This is a genomic window from Marinicrinis lubricantis (genome assembly GCF_042658665.1).
In the GTDB taxonomy this organism is placed as follows: domain Bacteria; phylum Bacillota; class Bacilli; order Paenibacillales; family KCTC-33676; genus Marinicrinis; species Marinicrinis lubricantis.
On the sequence record NZ_JBHSQV010000027.1, the window covers coordinates 38338 to 53843 of the forward strand.

The 15506-nt window shown below is 47.0% G+C and carries 16 protein-coding genes; all 16 read left to right on the top strand.

Annotated elements, in window-relative coordinates:
• The first annotated feature begins 38 nt into the window (after window positions 1-38).
• The 16 genes from ACFPXP_RS03515 to atpD all read left to right on the top strand — a co-directional run bounded on the left by ACFPXP_RS03515 (window position 39) and on the right by atpD (window position 15444).
• Window positions 39-1289, top strand: coding sequence for a serine hydroxymethyltransferase (locus ACFPXP_RS03515; RefSeq protein WP_379892404.1), 1251 nt, complete (start codon window positions 39-41; stop codon window positions 1287-1289).
• A gap of 580 nt (window positions 1290-1869) precedes the next feature.
• Window positions 1870-2388, top strand: a complete 519-nt coding sequence (locus ACFPXP_RS03520; RefSeq protein ID WP_379892406.1) for a MauE/DoxX family redox-associated membrane protein — start codon at window positions 1870-1872, stop codon at window positions 2386-2388.
• Between the two features lie 15 nt (window positions 2389-2403).
• Entirely contained in the window at window positions 2404-2946 is a 543-nt protein-coding gene (locus tag ACFPXP_RS03525; RefSeq protein ID WP_379892408.1) for a hypothetical protein, read from the top strand.
• A 31-nt stretch (window positions 2947-2977) separates the two neighbouring features.
• Window positions 2978-4801: an ABC transporter ATP-binding protein gene (locus ACFPXP_RS03530; RefSeq protein ID WP_379892410.1), complete on the top strand. Its 1824-nt coding sequence runs from the start codon at window positions 2978-2980 to the stop codon at window positions 4799-4801.
• 118 nt (window positions 4802-4919) lie between these two features.
• Window positions 4920-6215 (top strand): ABC transporter substrate-binding protein, encoded by a 1296-nt coding sequence (locus tag ACFPXP_RS03535; RefSeq protein ID WP_379892412.1) that lies wholly within the window; start codon window positions 4920-4922, stop codon window positions 6213-6215.
• Window positions 6216-6496: 281 nt separating this feature from the next.
• Window positions 6497-7126 (top strand): uracil phosphoribosyltransferase, encoded by a 630-nt coding sequence (upp, locus tag ACFPXP_RS03540; RefSeq protein ID WP_379892413.1) that lies wholly within the window; start codon window positions 6497-6499, stop codon window positions 7124-7126.
• Window positions 7127-7168: 42 nt separating this feature from the next.
• Window positions 7169-8329, top strand: coding sequence for a non-hydrolyzing UDP-N-acetylglucosamine 2-epimerase (gene wecB / locus ACFPXP_RS03545; RefSeq protein ID WP_379892415.1), 1161 nt, complete (start codon window positions 7169-7171; stop codon window positions 8327-8329).
• Between the two features lie 295 nt (window positions 8330-8624).
• On the top strand, window positions 8625-8846 hold the full coding sequence (locus tag ACFPXP_RS03550) for a hypothetical protein (protein WP_379892417.1): 222 nt from the start codon (window positions 8625-8627) through the stop codon (window positions 8844-8846).
• Window positions 8843-9217: an ATP synthase subunit I gene (locus ACFPXP_RS03555; RefSeq protein ID WP_379892419.1), complete on the top strand. Its 375-nt coding sequence runs from the start codon at window positions 8843-8845 to the stop codon at window positions 9215-9217. The genes ACFPXP_RS03550 and ACFPXP_RS03555 overlap by 4 nt, the downstream gene beginning before the upstream one ends.
• A 35-nt stretch (window positions 9218-9252) precedes the next feature.
• On the top strand, window positions 9253-10026 hold the full coding sequence (gene atpB, locus ACFPXP_RS03560; protein ID WP_379892421.1) for a F0F1 ATP synthase subunit A: 774 nt from the start codon (window positions 9253-9255) through the stop codon (window positions 10024-10026).
• Window positions 10027-10113: 87 nt separating this feature from the next.
• Complete coding sequence (gene atpE / locus ACFPXP_RS03565) at window positions 10114-10329, top strand: F0F1 ATP synthase subunit C (RefSeq protein WP_379892423.1); 216 nt, start codon at window positions 10114-10116, stop codon at window positions 10327-10329.
• A 149-nt stretch (window positions 10330-10478) separates the two neighbouring features.
• Window positions 10479-10964 carry a F0F1 ATP synthase subunit B gene (atpF, locus tag ACFPXP_RS03570; RefSeq protein WP_379892425.1) on the top strand — a complete coding sequence of 162 codons (486 nt, stop codon included), beginning with the start codon at window positions 10479-10481 and terminating at the stop codon, window positions 10962-10964.
• On the top strand, window positions 10961-11509 hold the full coding sequence (locus ACFPXP_RS03575) for a F0F1 ATP synthase subunit delta (RefSeq protein ID WP_379892427.1): 549 nt from the start codon (window positions 10961-10963) through the stop codon (window positions 11507-11509). The genes atpF and ACFPXP_RS03575 overlap by 4 nt, the downstream gene beginning before the upstream one ends.
• Before the next feature lie 16 nt (window positions 11510-11525).
• Entirely contained in the window at window positions 11526-13040 is a 1515-nt protein-coding gene (atpA, locus tag ACFPXP_RS03580) for a F0F1 ATP synthase subunit alpha (RefSeq protein ID WP_379892429.1), read from the top strand.
• Window positions 13041-13140: 100 nt separating this feature from the next.
• Window positions 13141-14004 carry an ATP synthase F1 subunit gamma gene (gene atpG / locus ACFPXP_RS03585; protein ID WP_379892432.1) on the top strand — a complete coding sequence of 288 codons (864 nt, stop codon included), beginning with the start codon at window positions 13141-13143 and terminating at the stop codon, window positions 14002-14004.
• A gap of 30 nt (window positions 14005-14034) precedes the next feature.
• Window positions 14035-15444 (top strand): F0F1 ATP synthase subunit beta, encoded by a 1410-nt coding sequence (gene atpD, locus ACFPXP_RS03590; RefSeq protein WP_379892434.1) that lies wholly within the window; start codon window positions 14035-14037, stop codon window positions 15442-15444.
• Window positions 15445-15506: the final 62 nt, after the last annotated feature.

Here is a 15506-nt window from a genome sequence, read left to right on the forward strand (position 1 = left end):
TTCATATATCATTTTCAAAATCGAGAGGAGTTTCAACGATGAGCGAACATTTGCGCAATCAGGATCAGGACGTATTAAAGGCGATTAATTTAGAGCTGCAGCGCCAGCAGGATAACATTGAACTTATCGCATCAGAAAACATTGTCAGCCGTGCGGTGATGGAAGCCATGGGCACAGTGCTTACCAACAAATACGCGGAAGGGTATCCTTCTAAGCGCTATTATGGCGGTTGTGAATATGTAGACATTGTGGAAGACTTGGCAAGAGACCGCGCGAAGGAATTGTTCGGTGCTGAACATGCCAACGTTCAGCCGCATTCAGGTGCACAGGCGAACATGGCGGTTTATTTAGCGGCGCTGAAGCCGGGAGATACGGTTCTAGGGATGAACCTCGCACACGGCGGACACTTGACGCACGGCAGTCCGGTCAATGCATCCGGATTGCTTTATAACTTCGTCGCTTACGGCGTACAGGAAGACAGCTTCCGCATCGATTACGACGAGGTGCGCAAGCTGGCGTTCAAGCATAGACCGCGTCTGATCGTTGCGGGTGCAAGCGCGTATCCAAGAATCATTGACTTCGAGAAGCTGGGCCAAATTGCCAATGACGTAGGCGCGCTGTTCATGGTCGACATGGCCCATATCGCAGGATTGGTAGCCGCTGGTCTCCATCCAAATCCAGTGCCTCATGCTCACTTTGTCACAACGACGACGCACAAAACATTGCGCGGACCAAGAGGCGGAATGATCTTATGCCGCAAGTCCTGGGCCCAAGCGATCGATAAAGCGGTATTCCCAGGATCACAAGGCGGCCCGCTCATGCATGTAATTGCTGCGAAAGCCGTTGCGTTGGGAGAAGCGCTGCAGCCTGAATTCAAGACGTATGCCAAGAACGTTGTCGAAAATGCAAAGGTGCTGTCAGAAGCCCTTACAGCTGAAGGACTAAATCTTGTATCGGGCGGCACAGACAATCATCTGATGCTGATCGACCTTCGCAATCTGAACATTACCGGTAAAGACGCAGAGCATGTGTTGGATGAGGTGAAAATCACCGCCAATAAAAATGCGATTCCTTTCGACCCAACAAGCCCGTTCATCACGAGCGGAATCCGCATCGGTACGCCAGCGGTAACGACACGCGGCATGGATCAAGAAGCGATGAAGACGATCGCTCAGGTCATTGCCATGACGTTGAAAAATCCACAGGACGAAGCCGTGAAGGAGAAGGCGAGAGGACTGGTTAAGCAGTTGACGGAAAAATTCCCTTTGTATGAGGGATTGAGCTATTAATCGTACAATGGAGCCCTGTATGCACGAACGATTGTCGTGCTGCAGGGTTTCTTTTTTAGTTCTTATGCATGCCGCCAGACAGCGGTATCGAGTAAATTTTAAAAAAATGATTGACATGGAAATGAAAGCGTTATTATAATCTTATCAAAGAAATATCATAAAAATTAGAAAATGGTTGCTTGCGTGGAAAGGGTTATTTTCGTTCATCTGAAACCGATTCATAGCTAACATAGGCAGCAATTCTTTTTTGAAATTTGTGCAAACGATTGCACCAACATGCCATTATGGTTTTCAAACAAATCGAGGTAGCCAGGGGTATTTGCCCTGACTATACATAAACCACGCAAAGGAGGTGTGAGATATGTGCGCAGGGTCCCACTACTTGTATACTTATTGCACGGATAGAGCGTGCGGCGGAGGAAAGACCTACAGATGTCAGCGCTATCATGATGGATGTGAAGTTTGCAGATGCGAGTGCTAAGCAGCACATAAGGATAAGGTCTAGGCCTTATCCTTCTTCCCTTTTTATTATTGCTAACGATGCACGCCTCTAAAAACCATGAAAGTTGGGTGATGTGTTGTGAATGCTGTAATTCAGATTCAAATCCTCGTGCTCGCCGTGTTTTTCTTTTCTGCGATAACTAAACTATTCGATTTGAGATCGTTCAAGGAAACGATCGTTCAGTTAAAAGTGCCTACCAAGTTGGCCGAATTTGCTGCGCTGACCCTGCCCATCATTGAACTCACAGCTTCTATATTATTCGTATGGGAAACAACGGCCATGATCGGCGTGATGGTGATCATTTGTTTGCTGCTTTGCTTCGGCTACGCCGCACATCGCGCAAGGGGAAGATATGTTGAATGCAATTGCTTTGGCAGCTTGGTACAGGAGCAATTCGGAACACTTACATATGCGAAAATCATCTGTTTATTGATTCTATCGATGGTTCTGCTCATGAGCGGAAGCATGGTGACGATCTATACGCTGTCGTTTTCTGAAATCGCAGCTGCCTTGTTGAATTCGATTGGAATCGTTCTGCTCTATTCATTAGCGGTGACTTGCTGGCAGTTTAAGAAAAGTCTTTCTTCTGAAATGTGAGGAGGAGCTGAGTGGATGATGTCTTCATTTTATTTATTTTCTCATCTGGTTTTATGGTCCATCGTATTCCTATTGTCATATATCGCCATGATCATCATGAAGGAAAATATCAAAATCAAAAGCATGCTTCACGAGGAGCATGAAGGATTGCCGAAGGGGATCGTATTCCCGCTGGAGAGGCATATTTCACCGAAGCAGGAATGGACCGTAATCGCACCGGAAAAAGATGGAACTTTGATCTTTTTTACTTCTTGCTATTGCGATGCTTGCAAAAAACTATACCCCATCATCAACGAGCTTTATAACAAGCTGCCCGTATACCAGTATTTCGTGTACATATCCGGACCGGAGGAAGAAGTAGAACAGCTGCTTCAAAATCATAGGCTGGACGCACCCATCGTTCGTGTCGATAACTTTAAGGATCTGCAGACACCCGTTGTGCCTTTTGCTTATTTTATTTCTTCGGACGGTATTATTCAGGCGAAAGGGATTGTAAACAGCGAAAACCACATTCATACGTTAATTTCCAAGGGGACTAGACAGGCTTCAGCATCGTAATCTTCATGTTCAGAAATGGATGGGATAAATTTTGAAGCTCGGAAACATAACAGAGAGCCTTTTCCTCAAGGTCATACCGCTGATCTGGAAGGTTGCACCGGTAAAATTGCTGTTGGTCTTTGTCATCCGTTTGTTAGAGGCGCTTCAGCCAGCGGTACAGATTTACTTGACCAAAGCATTGGTGGATGAAGTCTCGAGCCTCATTCAAGGAACGTCTGATTCGTTTCAAATGGCCATGATGATCTTATTGGCACAGGCACTTCTCTATTCCGCGGATCTTGGGCTGAAATCATTAGGACACTTGTTTATGTTTGATATTAAACAGAAAGCCAAATATACCGTTGATCATCAGGTCGCAGAGAAATGCGCAAGCATAGCCTATATTTATTTTGAACAACCGCAGTATTATGATAAACTCCAGCGGGTGTCTCAAGGATTAGCATATCGAGGGCTTGCTATTTTGGACCATTTCTTTCAATTGTTTAAGGGGATGGTTACACTTGTTTCATTAGCGGCTGCATTAGCTGGGCTGCACTTTTCATTTATTTTCGGGATGATATTTTTCATTGTCCCTACCTTCTGGATTCATGTGCAGTTAGGTAAAAAAAGATTTGCGCAGATGGTTCACCAGACCCCCACGAGCCGAAAAGTACACTACATCATGCGATTGTTGACTGAAAGGGAATCCGCAAAAGAAGTGCGCATGTTTCGGTTGTTTTCATATTTAAAGGAAAAGTGGTCGGTATTATATTGGAACAATGCAACAGAGCAATATCGTCTTGAAAGAACAGGCGTCGCATATCAACTTTTTGCCGATATTATATCTTACGCCGTGACGCTGGCTTCTATCATTTACTTCATCTATCTTTCTTCGGAAGGTGTCTTAACTCTGGGTTATTTCGTAGCGCTGATCGAAACGATCGCCGTAGCGAAGACCAATACGCAAGCGGTGTCCATTCATTTATCACAAATTTACGAGGAGGCGTTGTTTACGAATGAATTGTTTGAGTTTCTGGCACTTCCGGAAGGAGGGTACGATCGGGACCAGCGTCCTCTAAGGAATGGCGATGAGAGCGGGTTGAAAGTCGAGGGACTCACGTTCTGTTATCCGAATCAAGACGATCCAGTGCTGAAAAATATATCTTTTCATATTTCCCCTGGACAGAAAGTGGCGATTGTAGGCAAGAACGGAGCGGGTAAAAGTACCCTTGTCAAGTGCATCATGGGGCTTTACGAGCCGAAAGAAGGGACAATTCTGTACAACGGCGTTAATATTCAAAGCATCGAAGGTTATGAACAGAAGGTAAGTGCGGTGTTTCAGGATTTTATGAAATATCAGTTGACGGTGAAGGAAAATATCGGTTTTGGCGATATTGACTCGCTTGATGACAGAGCGTCGCTGGAGTCGGCTGCTGCACGTTCGGAGCTACAACCTCTGATTGATTCTCTGCCTTTGCAATATGATACCGAGCTGGGACCCGAATATGAAGGCGGACGTGAGCTGTCTCACGGCCAATGGCAAAAGGTTGCGCTGAGCAGATCTTATATGAACGTTCAGGCGGAAATGGTCATTTATGATGAACCGACCGCGGCACTGGACCCGATGGCCGAAGCGGCGATGTTTGAGAAGTTTGCCGGTCTGGCTCGAAATAAAACCAGTATTATAATCTCTCACCGGCTCGGAAGCTGCCGCGATGCGGATGTCATATTGGTATTGAAGGACGGGTGCCTGATTGAGAGTGGGACACATGATCAATTAATGGCCCTGGGTCAAGAATATGCTGCGATGTTCAAGGCACAGTCGAGGTGGTATGAAGGCAGCCCGTTGGGGAAGGAAGCGTTCGGACGATCATAATCGGAGCGGATATTCCAACATATGTTGTTAAAAGGGGCCGCCTGACGGATTCGCGGCGTAAAAAACAAAAAGCCACGATCTTGTGGCTGAACATCGTGGTGCAAAGCGGGGGAGAAATATGAGTAGGATGAATGTGTTTGTGCTTATCGTCGTTTTGCTCATCATCACTGCAGGCTGTACAGACGATGACCATGAGATTGTATACGAAGCGGATAGCGCGATAGAAGGAACGATCAAAGTCTTATATTACGACGATCAAGCATTTTTCAGGGAATACGGTGATTTGTTTCTGGCAAAATTCCCTAACCTTGAAGTAGAGGTCGTGGAAGGCTCGCTCCAGGGAAGCGGCTGGGAGCGTATATTGGAAGAGGAAAAGCCTGACGTCCTGGCATTGGATATGCGCGCTTACGATCGGCTCATTCAGGAAGGAAGACTGTATGAACTAGATCCTCTTATGGCACACAGCGAATTTGATCTCGAACAGGTTCATTCGGGCATTGTCCAATTTTTGAGACAGATCGGAGAAGGAAAGCTGTATGGACTGCCGCCTACTTTTATTAATAAAGCCGTATATTATAATGCCGAGTTGTTTGATGCATACGGCATCCCCTATCCGCAAGACCATATGACTTGGCAGGAGCTGCTGGAACTGGCGGCAAGGTTTCCGGCTAATGAGGAGATATATGGACTGTATGTGCCTAGGTTTGTGCTTCTGCTGGAGGAAATGGGCTATACAGAGGGAGTCACGTTCGTGGATTCGGACGAGATGAAGGTCACGATTCAAGACGGCACGTTTCATGAAATCCTGAAACAAATACTGGACGGCTACCGAGCGGGTGCAATTGTCTCACCTGATTTTTCAGAAACGCTGGAGGGACCAAGCGATCCGTTTATATCTGGGAAAAGTGCTATGATGTTCAATTATTCCTACTACATCCATAACGAACTGGGACGGTTTACCGGTGAAAAGCAGCCTTTTAGATGGGATCTGACTGCATCCCCTGTTCATGCCAATAACCGACAGGCAAGCACGACATATTATTTTAATTATATTTTTGCAGTGAATGCGGAATCCGAGCAAGTGCAGGCCTCGTGGGAGCTGGTGAAATGGATCAACAGCAAGGAAGCGGCGAACCTGAAATCAAAAGCGTCCCAGCTGGAATTACCGACACGCACCTCGTATCTGTATAACCCTGAAGGAAAGCATATGGAGGCTTTTTATACCTTAGATCCGGATTTTCACCATATGCTCGTGGAGTATGACCGATTTCCTAAAGGATTTTTCGGGCAGCTGGAGGCGATGATTTTACAGGAGAGCAAAATGGCGTATGTTGGTCAAAAATCGTTGGATGAAGCACTGCAGTCTATACAGACTCGGGGGGAAACGGAACTGAGAATGCTCCGTCAAAATTAATAATCGAAGAAATAAAAGGAGATGTCATTCATGCGGTGGTGCTGCAGCTGTAAAATCGAAGGTAAGCGTCTTTGAACGAGGGGGTCTGGGGTCAGATTCCCCTTTTTCTTGTCTTCAGAGTCCCGGGTGGCTTCGTTTATAAAAAATTCGAACATAACGGTTTTGTCGAAGTGTGGAATATCACGGGAAAGGATATGCTAAGTTCGATGAATTGATTCGTGCAACGAAGAATGGACAATGATATAATAGACGGAGTTTTAAGTTACCTACAGGAGGATTTTATGGGAAAGTTGACAATTTGCGACCATCCGCTGATCCAGCATAAATTGACCTACATTCGGGATGAGAATACGAAGACAAAAGATTTTCGCCAGTTGGTTGACGAAGTGGCGATGCTGATGGCATATGAAATTACCCGGGATATCCCTTTGGAAAATGTCGAAGTGAAGACGCCGGTGACGACAACGAAGAGCAAAGTCATTTCCGGAAAAATGTTAGGACTCATACCGATTCTGCGTGCCGGGCTTGGCATGGTTGACGGCATACTAAAGCTGCACCCTACGGCGAAGGTGGGCCATGTCGGATTGTACCGTGATCCGGAAACATTGATGCCTGTGGAGTATTATGTCAAGCTGCCGACGGATGTAACGGAAAGAGAGCTGATCGTGATCGATCCGATGCTGGCAACCGGCGGTTCAGCCAATGCGGCCATTGATGTGTTAAAGAAAAGAAACTGTTCCCAAATTAAGCTGATGTGTCTCATCGCTGCACCGGAAGGGGTTAAAGCGGTACAAGAAGCCCATCCGGACGTTGACATTTATGTCGCGGCTGTGGATGAGCGTTTGGATGACCACGGATATATCGTACCTGGTTTGGGGGATGCGGGTGACCGTTTGTTCGGAACGAAATAAAAGCGGCGGTTAAACCACTTTTAGACGTGAGGAATGAGGAGAATGAGCAAATTAAGAATCATGTCGATTTTCGGCGTTAGGCCGGAGGCGATCAAGATGGCACCGCTTGTGCTTGAACTGCAGAGAAATGATGAAATTGAATCGATCGTCTGCGTGACTGCCCAGCACCGCCAGATGCTTGATCAGGTGCTTGATTTTTTTCAAATCACACCGGATTATGATCTGAATGTGATGAAGGATCGCCAGACGCTGAATGAAATTTCGATTCGTGTGCTGCACGGTTTGGAGCCTGTACTCAAGGAAGCGAAGCCGGATATGGTGCTGGTGCATGGGGATACGTTGACGACGTTTCTAGCAAGCTATGCGGCCTTCCTGCAGCAGATTCCTGTCGGTCACGTGGAAGCGGGATTGCGAACATGGAACAAGCTGTCGCCTTATCCCGAGGAGATGAATCGGCAGCTGACGGGAGTGCTGGCGGATCTCCACTTTGCGCCGACGGATTGGTCTACGGGCAATCTACGCAAGGAGAACAAGCCGGACAGTTCGATATTCACAACGGGAAATACGGTGACAGACGTATTTCAGTATACGGTGAAGCAGGATTACACCCATCCGGTGCTGGACAAATTGAAGGGAAAGAGACTTATACTGATGACGGCTCATCGCAGGGAGAATCAAGGTGAGCCCCACCTGCAAATCTTCCGTGCTGTGCGGCGCATTGTCGATGAGTTCGAAGATGTTTCGGTCGTCTATCCCGTTCATCTCAGTCCTGCCGTGAAGGAACCGGCCTATGAGATGCTCGGCGGTCATGACCGAATTCATTTAATCGATCCACTCGATGTAGTCGATTTGCACAATTTCTATCCATTCACGCATCTGATTTTGACCGATTCGGGAGGGCTTCAGGAGGAGGCGCCTTCCTTCGGTGTTCCCGTGCTGGTGCTCAGGGATACGACCGAGAGGCCGGAAGGTATTGAAGCAGGTACACTAGAATTGGTAGGAACGAATGAAGAAGACGTATATGCGAGAAGCAAGGCGCTTCTTACAGATCAGGGCTTATATGAACGAATGAGCCGCTCTGCCAATCCTTACGGCGATGGACAAGTGTCGAAGCGGATTGTAGAAGCGATTCTTTATCATTTTGGCCGGAGGGACAAGCGGCCCGAGAAGTTTAGTCCGACATCTTCGTCTTCAATAGATTGAGGGAATCGTCTGCATTTCACACGGATATATCCCTTTGTTAGATAGCAGTCCCAGTGAAAATGATTCAACATATTGACACAGTTTCTTCATGAAATGCTAGTATCGGTTCAGAGCTTCAGTCATATTTTATAGAGAAGCAGCAAGCATACAGTTATACTGTATGGTTTGTGAATAGGCAAAACCCTTGATACATAAGGGTTTTGCCAAAAATGTTCACTAAATGTTTGATATTTCCCGAATTGACAAACCGGACAATGCTTCGATAAAATGAATGAGATTGCAGGCGGTGGTGTAAATGCCCAATTCACCCGACAAAAGCAAAAAGTACATTGCAAGAGCGGCCACCTTAGGTGTGGAGGTCATTTTTTATATTGTACTTGGGTATTGGGCTGGGAAGTACTTAGCAGAGAAAACCGGCGTTGCTTTCATGGCTGTTGGCGGCATGTTGACGGGGTTAGTACTGAGTATTGTAAGCGTTGCGTTTTTCATCAAGAAGTATCTGGAGGATACAACATGATTGAGTTACCTACCCAAATCAGATGGTTATATCGTTCCGCATCGATGTTTATGGCGGTTTGTCTGATGGTTTGGGCGATATTCCCAGATATTCGCGCTTACGCTGCCGGACTATTTTTAGGTACTTTCGTGAGTTTGATCAATTCTATTCATTTGGCCCGAAAGGTCGTTCAAATCGCCGATATGGCGGAAGGAAAGATGAAGAGGGCGGGAATTGGATTAATCTCACGGTTTTGTTTTGTGTTAATCGCGGTCATGATCGCGAATAGATTGTCGCAAATTGACGTCATGTTTACGGCCATTGGGTTCTTTTTTGCACCGCTGGTTTCCATTGTGATTGGTTTGGCATTATCTTTGTCGAAACAGGAATAAGCACTTGATGAACGGAAAGGGGTGAAAAGTATCCAATGCATGATCTACCCATTATTAAACTCGGAGGCATTCCTGTCGATTTGTCTTCGATCATTATGATTACGGTTACTTTCATAGTTGTCTTTGTGCTTTGCTTGCTGGCGACACGCAGGCTGTCTGTTACGGCACCTTCTAAGCTTCAGAACTTTATGGAGTGGGTTGTCGAATTTGTACAAAACATTGTCGCTAGTGCGATGCCGCTGAAGAAAGGCAGACCGTTTATCGGTTTGGGATTGACACTGATTTTGTTTATCTTTGTCTCGAATCTACTAGGCCTTCCATTTGCGATCGTTACAGAGCATGAAGAGGAATTCACATTGTTTGGCACCACGATTTTCTCTGCTGCGGATGTTCATCACGCGCATGAGACAGGGGAGCACTTGGCGTTGTTGTGGTGGAAGTCCCCTACGGCCGACTTGTCGGTTACGATGGGACTTGCGTTTATCATCTTCCTGATGATCCATTATTTCGGTGTGAAAAATAACCGTAAACATTATCTGAAGCATTACGTTGAACCATATCCGATCTTTTTCCCGCTGAATTTAATCGAGCAGATCGCAAGACCTGTTACGCTTGGTGTTCGTCTTTACGCGAATATTTACGCGGGGGAGATTTTGATCGCAACGATCGTAAGTGCCGGTTGGTTCGGTCTTCCGCTGATGATGGCTTGGCAGGGCTTTAGTTTGTTTGTCGGTGGTCTTCAAGCATTCCTGTTTACGATGCTCGCGATGGTGTATATTTCACAAGCGACTGTGCATGAGGAACATTAGAAGTTCATAGGCAGTAGTTTCAAACCCAGTAATCTGGGATGAAATATATCGATTAATAAACCTTAATTTATAGGAGGAATAGTGAGTATGGAATTTTTAGCAGCAGCTATTGCAGTAGGTTTGGGTGCGCTTGGCGCAGGTATTGGTAACGGTATGATCGTAAGCAAAACAGTAGAAGGTATTGCTCGTCAACCAGAACAACGCGGTGCTCTTCAAACAACGATGTTTATCGGTGTTGGTATCGTAGAGGTTATTCCTTTGATCGCTGCCGTTATCGCGTTCTTGATCTTTGGTCAAGCGTAAATCGAATAACTATGCGGACAGGCGGGGAGGCCCTATAGCGTCCACGCCTTCCTTTTGTTCGATGCATTTGGGTCATTGAAATTACAGGTTTGCTGACAAAGCACGCCTTTTGTTTCCGATAACTTCGAACTTCGAAGGGAGTGAAATGAATGGAGTTCAACTTAGGATCATTTCTGTATGCCATCGTGGCATTTGCGATTCTATACTTTTTATTGCAAAGATATGCATTCGGTCCATTGTTCAGCGTTATGGAAAAACGCCGGGAGCAAGTGCTGGGCGAAATGAAAAATGCCGAAGAAAGCCGAAAGCAAGCGGAGCAATATTTGGCTGAGCAAAAACAGGCGATTGATGAGGCTCGCAAAGAAGCACTTGAAATCGTGGAGCAGGCTAGAAAAACGAGCGTGAAGCAAGCGGAAGAGATTATGGCTCGTGCGAATGAGCAGTCGGCAAGAATGAAGGAAGAAGCGCTTGTTGAGATTGAAAGCGAGAAGAAGAGAGCGGTCGCTGAGCTTCGTAGTCAAGTGAGCGCGATGTCTGTGATGATTGCCTCTAAAATTATTGAAAAGCAAGTAGATGAGAAGTCGCAAAAAGAATTGATTGACAAATACCTGAAAGAGGTAGGAAACAATCTATGAGCAGCTTAATGTCTATCGGTAAAAGATATGCCAAAGCATTGTTCGAAGCGGCACATGAGCAGAAAGCTGCCGAGCAAGTGCATGAAGAACTGGAACAGATTTCGGTCCTGTTTGAACAAGATCAACAGTTGGCGGACTTCATGAATCATCCAAGCGTGGATGAGTCAGCAAAACTGGAGCTGGTGAAGAAGGCTTTTGAAGGCAAAGTTCATCCGCTCTTAATGAATACGCTGCTGCTTCTCGTGGAAAAAGGCAGAGACAACATTATCCCTGCTATGCGTGCGGCATATGCGGAAATCGCGAACGAAGCGCTGGGTCAGGCGCAAGCCAAGGTTTATACGCCTACGGCGTTAACGGAAGAAGAGGTTGCTGCTGTAGCCGAGCGTTTTGGAACATTAACCGGCAAAAAGGTGAAAGTCGAAACGATCGTCGACCCAAGTCTGCTGGGAGGGCTTGTTGTACGGATTGGAGATCGACTTTACGATGGCAGCTTATCGGGAAAGTTGCAGCAATTAAGAAGATCATTAACCGAAAAAGCAATGTAGATAGGGGTGAGGTTCATTGAGTATCAGACCTGAAGAAATCAGTACGCTGATTAAACAGCAAATTGAAAAGTATCAATCTGATGTGCAGGTCACAGATGTTGGTACAGTCATCCAAGTCGGGGACGGAATTGCCCGCGCTCACGGGCTCGCCAATGTAATGGCCGGGGAGCTGCTGGAATTCTCAAACGGCGTCATGGGTATGGCGCAGAACCTGGAAGAGGACAATGTCGGGATTATTATCCTTGGTCCTTATACAGATATTCGTGAAGGTGACCAAGTTAAACGTACGGGCCGTATTATGGAAGTCCCTGTTGGGGAACAGCTTCTAGGCCGTGTCGTAAACTCCTTGGGTCAGCCTGTTGATGGCAAAGGACCGATTGAAACGAATCAATTTAGACCGATTGAGAATCCAGCGCCGGGGGTTATTGACCGGAAATCGGTACATGAGCCTCTGCAAACGGGAATAAAAGCGATCGACTCGATGATTCCTGTGGGCCGCGGTCAACGGGAATTGATCATCGGAGACCGTCAAACCGGTAAAACTTCGATTGCGATCGATACGATCTTGAATCAAAAAGGCAACGGCATGATCTGTATTTACGTTGCAATCGGACAAAAACAGTCCACTGTTGCACAAGTGGTAGAGACGCTTCGCCGCAACGGTGCGATGGATTACACGATCGTTGTTACGGCTAGTGCATCTGAACCTTCTCCACTGCTGTTCTTGGCCCCATATGCAGGTTGTGCAATGGGTGAGTACTTCATGTACAAAGGTCAGCACGTACTGGTTATTTACGACGATTTGAGTAAACAGGCAGCAGCATATCGTGAGCTTTCGTTGCTCCTCAAGCGTCCTCCAGGCCGTGAGGCATTCCCTGGTGACGTATTCTATCTTCACTCCCGCCTGCTCGAAAGAGCGGCGAAATTGAGCGACAAGCTCGGCGGCGGTTCGCTGACGGCATTGCCGTTTATCGAAACGCAAGCGAGTGACGTATCCGCGTACATTCCGACGAACGTGATCTCCATTACAGATGGACAAATCTTCCTCGAGTCGGATCTGTTCTATTCCGGACAGCGCCCTGCGGTGAACGTCGGTATTTCCGTATCCCGCGTAGGGGGTTCCGCGCAAATTAAAGCGATGAAAAAGGTTGCTGGTACGCTTCGCTTGGATTTGGCATCCTATCGTGAGTTGGCGGCATTCGCCCAATTCGGATCGGATTTGGATAAGTCGACGCAAGCCCGCTTGAACCGTGGTGCACGCACCTTGGAAATTTTGAAACAGGGTGTCAACCAGCCGATGCCGGTTGAAAAGCAGGTCGTGAGCATTTACACGGCAGTGAAAGGCTTCCTTGATGATTTGCCGTTAGCTGACGTGCTTCGCTTCGAAAAAGAATTCCTGGCTTTCGTGGATTCCAATCATCCAGAAATCTTCGCAAGCATTACAGAGACAAAAGATATTACGGCGGATAACGAAAAAGCGTTGGTTGCTGCGATCGAGCAGTTTAAGAAAAGCTTTTCTGTATCCAGCTAATTGACCATAAAAGTATCGTGATTGGAGCCTGCGGGAAGCAGGCTCAGTATTTGCGGATGTCCTGATCCGACAAGCTGGCCCGAAGGTGGTGAGAACGAGTATGGCAAAAGGAATACGCGAAATTAAACGACAGATCAAAAGCAAGAAGAATATGAAGCAAATCACAAAGGCAATGGAAATGGTCGCAGCCTCCAAGCTGAGAAAGTCCCAGCAGGCAGCGGAATCAGCCCGGCCTTATGCTGATAAAATTCGAGAAGTGATCGGAAGTGTCGCTTCTTCCTCTACCGATGTGAAGCATCCGATGCTTCAAGCGAGAGAAATAAAGCGGACGGGGTATTTGATTTTCACATCCGATCGCGGTTTAGCTGGCGGATTTAATGCGAACGTGCTTCGTACATTAATGAATGTCATTCAAGAAAAGCACAAGTCTCCAGACGAATATGCGATTATGGTCATTGGTCGAAAAGGCCGCGACTTCTTTAAGCCAAGAAACATTCCTGTAGAGGCGGAGATCACCGGTTTGTCGGATTCACCGTCCTTTGCAGATATTAAGAGCGTTGCTAGATCTGCGGTCGAACAGTTTGAATTGGGGAAAATTGATGAATTGTATTTGGTGTATAACCGTTTCATCAATGCACTGAGTCAAACACCGGTCGTAGAACGCTTGCTGCCGCTCAGCGATGTAGACTCCAAACAAGGCGTTAAATCGGATTATGAGTATGAGCCATCTGCGGGAGCGGTATTGGACGTACTACTGCCGAGATATGCGGAGACGCTTGTATACAGCGCACTTTTGGAAAGCAAAGCGAGTGAATTTGGTGCCCGGATGACGGCGATGGGTAATGCGACACGCAATGCCAATGAACTGATCAATTCACTGACGCTTCAATACAACCGTGCTCGTCAAGCTGCAATTACGCAAGAGATTACGGAAATTGTTGCTGGAGCAAATGCTCAGAGCTAGCACGTAGAGAAGTTCTAAGGAGGGAAAACGATGAATAAAGGACGCGTTTTGAGTATTATGGGCCCAGTCGTTGACGTTGAGTTCGAACGCGGTCAACTGCCTGATATCCTTAATGCGATTAAGATTGAGAAGAAATCTGGCTCCGATAATGAACCGGCTATTAACCTGACACTCGAAGTCGCCCTTCACTTAGGAGACAACGTTGCTCGTTGTATCTCCATGTCCTCAACCGATGGACTGGTACGTGGAACGGAAGCGGTAGATACCGGCCATCCGATCGCAGTTCCAGTAGGTGATGCGGTTTTGGGGCGTGTATTTAACGTACTTGGTGAACCAATTGACGAAGCTGGCGAAGTAAGCCGCGAGAAAGTGTCTTACATTCATAAACCGGCACCGGGCTTTGACGATCTTTCCACGCAAGCGGAAATTTTAGAAACCGGTATTAAAGTTATTGACCTGCTTGCTCCATACGCCAAGGGTGGTAAAATCGGTTTGTTCGGCGGCGCGGGTGTAGGTAAAACCGTATTGATCCAAGAGCTGATCAACAACATCGCTCAGGAGCACGGCGGTATCTCCGTTTTCGCCGGCGTAGGGGAGAGAACTCGTGAAGGTAACGACCTGTATCACGAGATGAGAGATTCCGGTGTTATTAACAAAACTGCGATGGTGTTCGGACAGATGAATGAGCCTCCTGGCGCGCGTCTTCGTGTTGCCTTGACAGGTTTGACGATGGCAGAGCACTACCGTGACGAAGAGAATAAAGACGTTCTATTGTTCGTCGACAACATCTTCCGCTTTACTCAAGCGGGTTCCGAGGTTTCCGCATTGCTAGGCCGTATGCCGTCCGCGGTAGGTTACCAGCCTACGCTTGCAACGGAGATGGGTCAGCTGCAAGAGCGGATCACTTCGACGAAGAAAGGTTCGGTAACTTCGATCCAAGCGATCTACGTTCCTGCCGATGACTACACAGACCCGGCTCCAGCAACGACCTTCGCGCACTTGGATGCAACGACAAACCTGGAGCGTAAAATTTCCGAGATGGGGATTTATCCAGCCGTAGATCCACTTGCATCCTCTTCTCGTATTCTGACTCCTGAAGTTGTGGGAGAAGAGCATTACGAAGTGGCTCAAGGTGTGAAGCGGATTTTGGCTCGTTACCAAGAACTTCAGGATATCATCGCCATCTTAGGTATGGACGAGTTATCGGACGAGGATAAAATGACCGTTGCTCGTGCGCGTAAAATCCAACGTTTCTTATCCCAACCGTTCCACGTTGCAGAACAGTTCACGAACATTCCTGGACGTTATGTTCCAGTTAAAGAGACGGTTCGCAGCTTTAAGGAAATTCTCGAAGGAAAGCATGATGATCTGCCAGAAGCAGCTTTCCTGTTAGTCGGAACGATTGAAGAAGCAAGAGAAAAAGCGAAAACAATGGAGTAAGCATAGAGAGGATTTAGCCCCCTTTGCGGCGCTAATCCTGAAGAGCCGTGACAGATACCGTT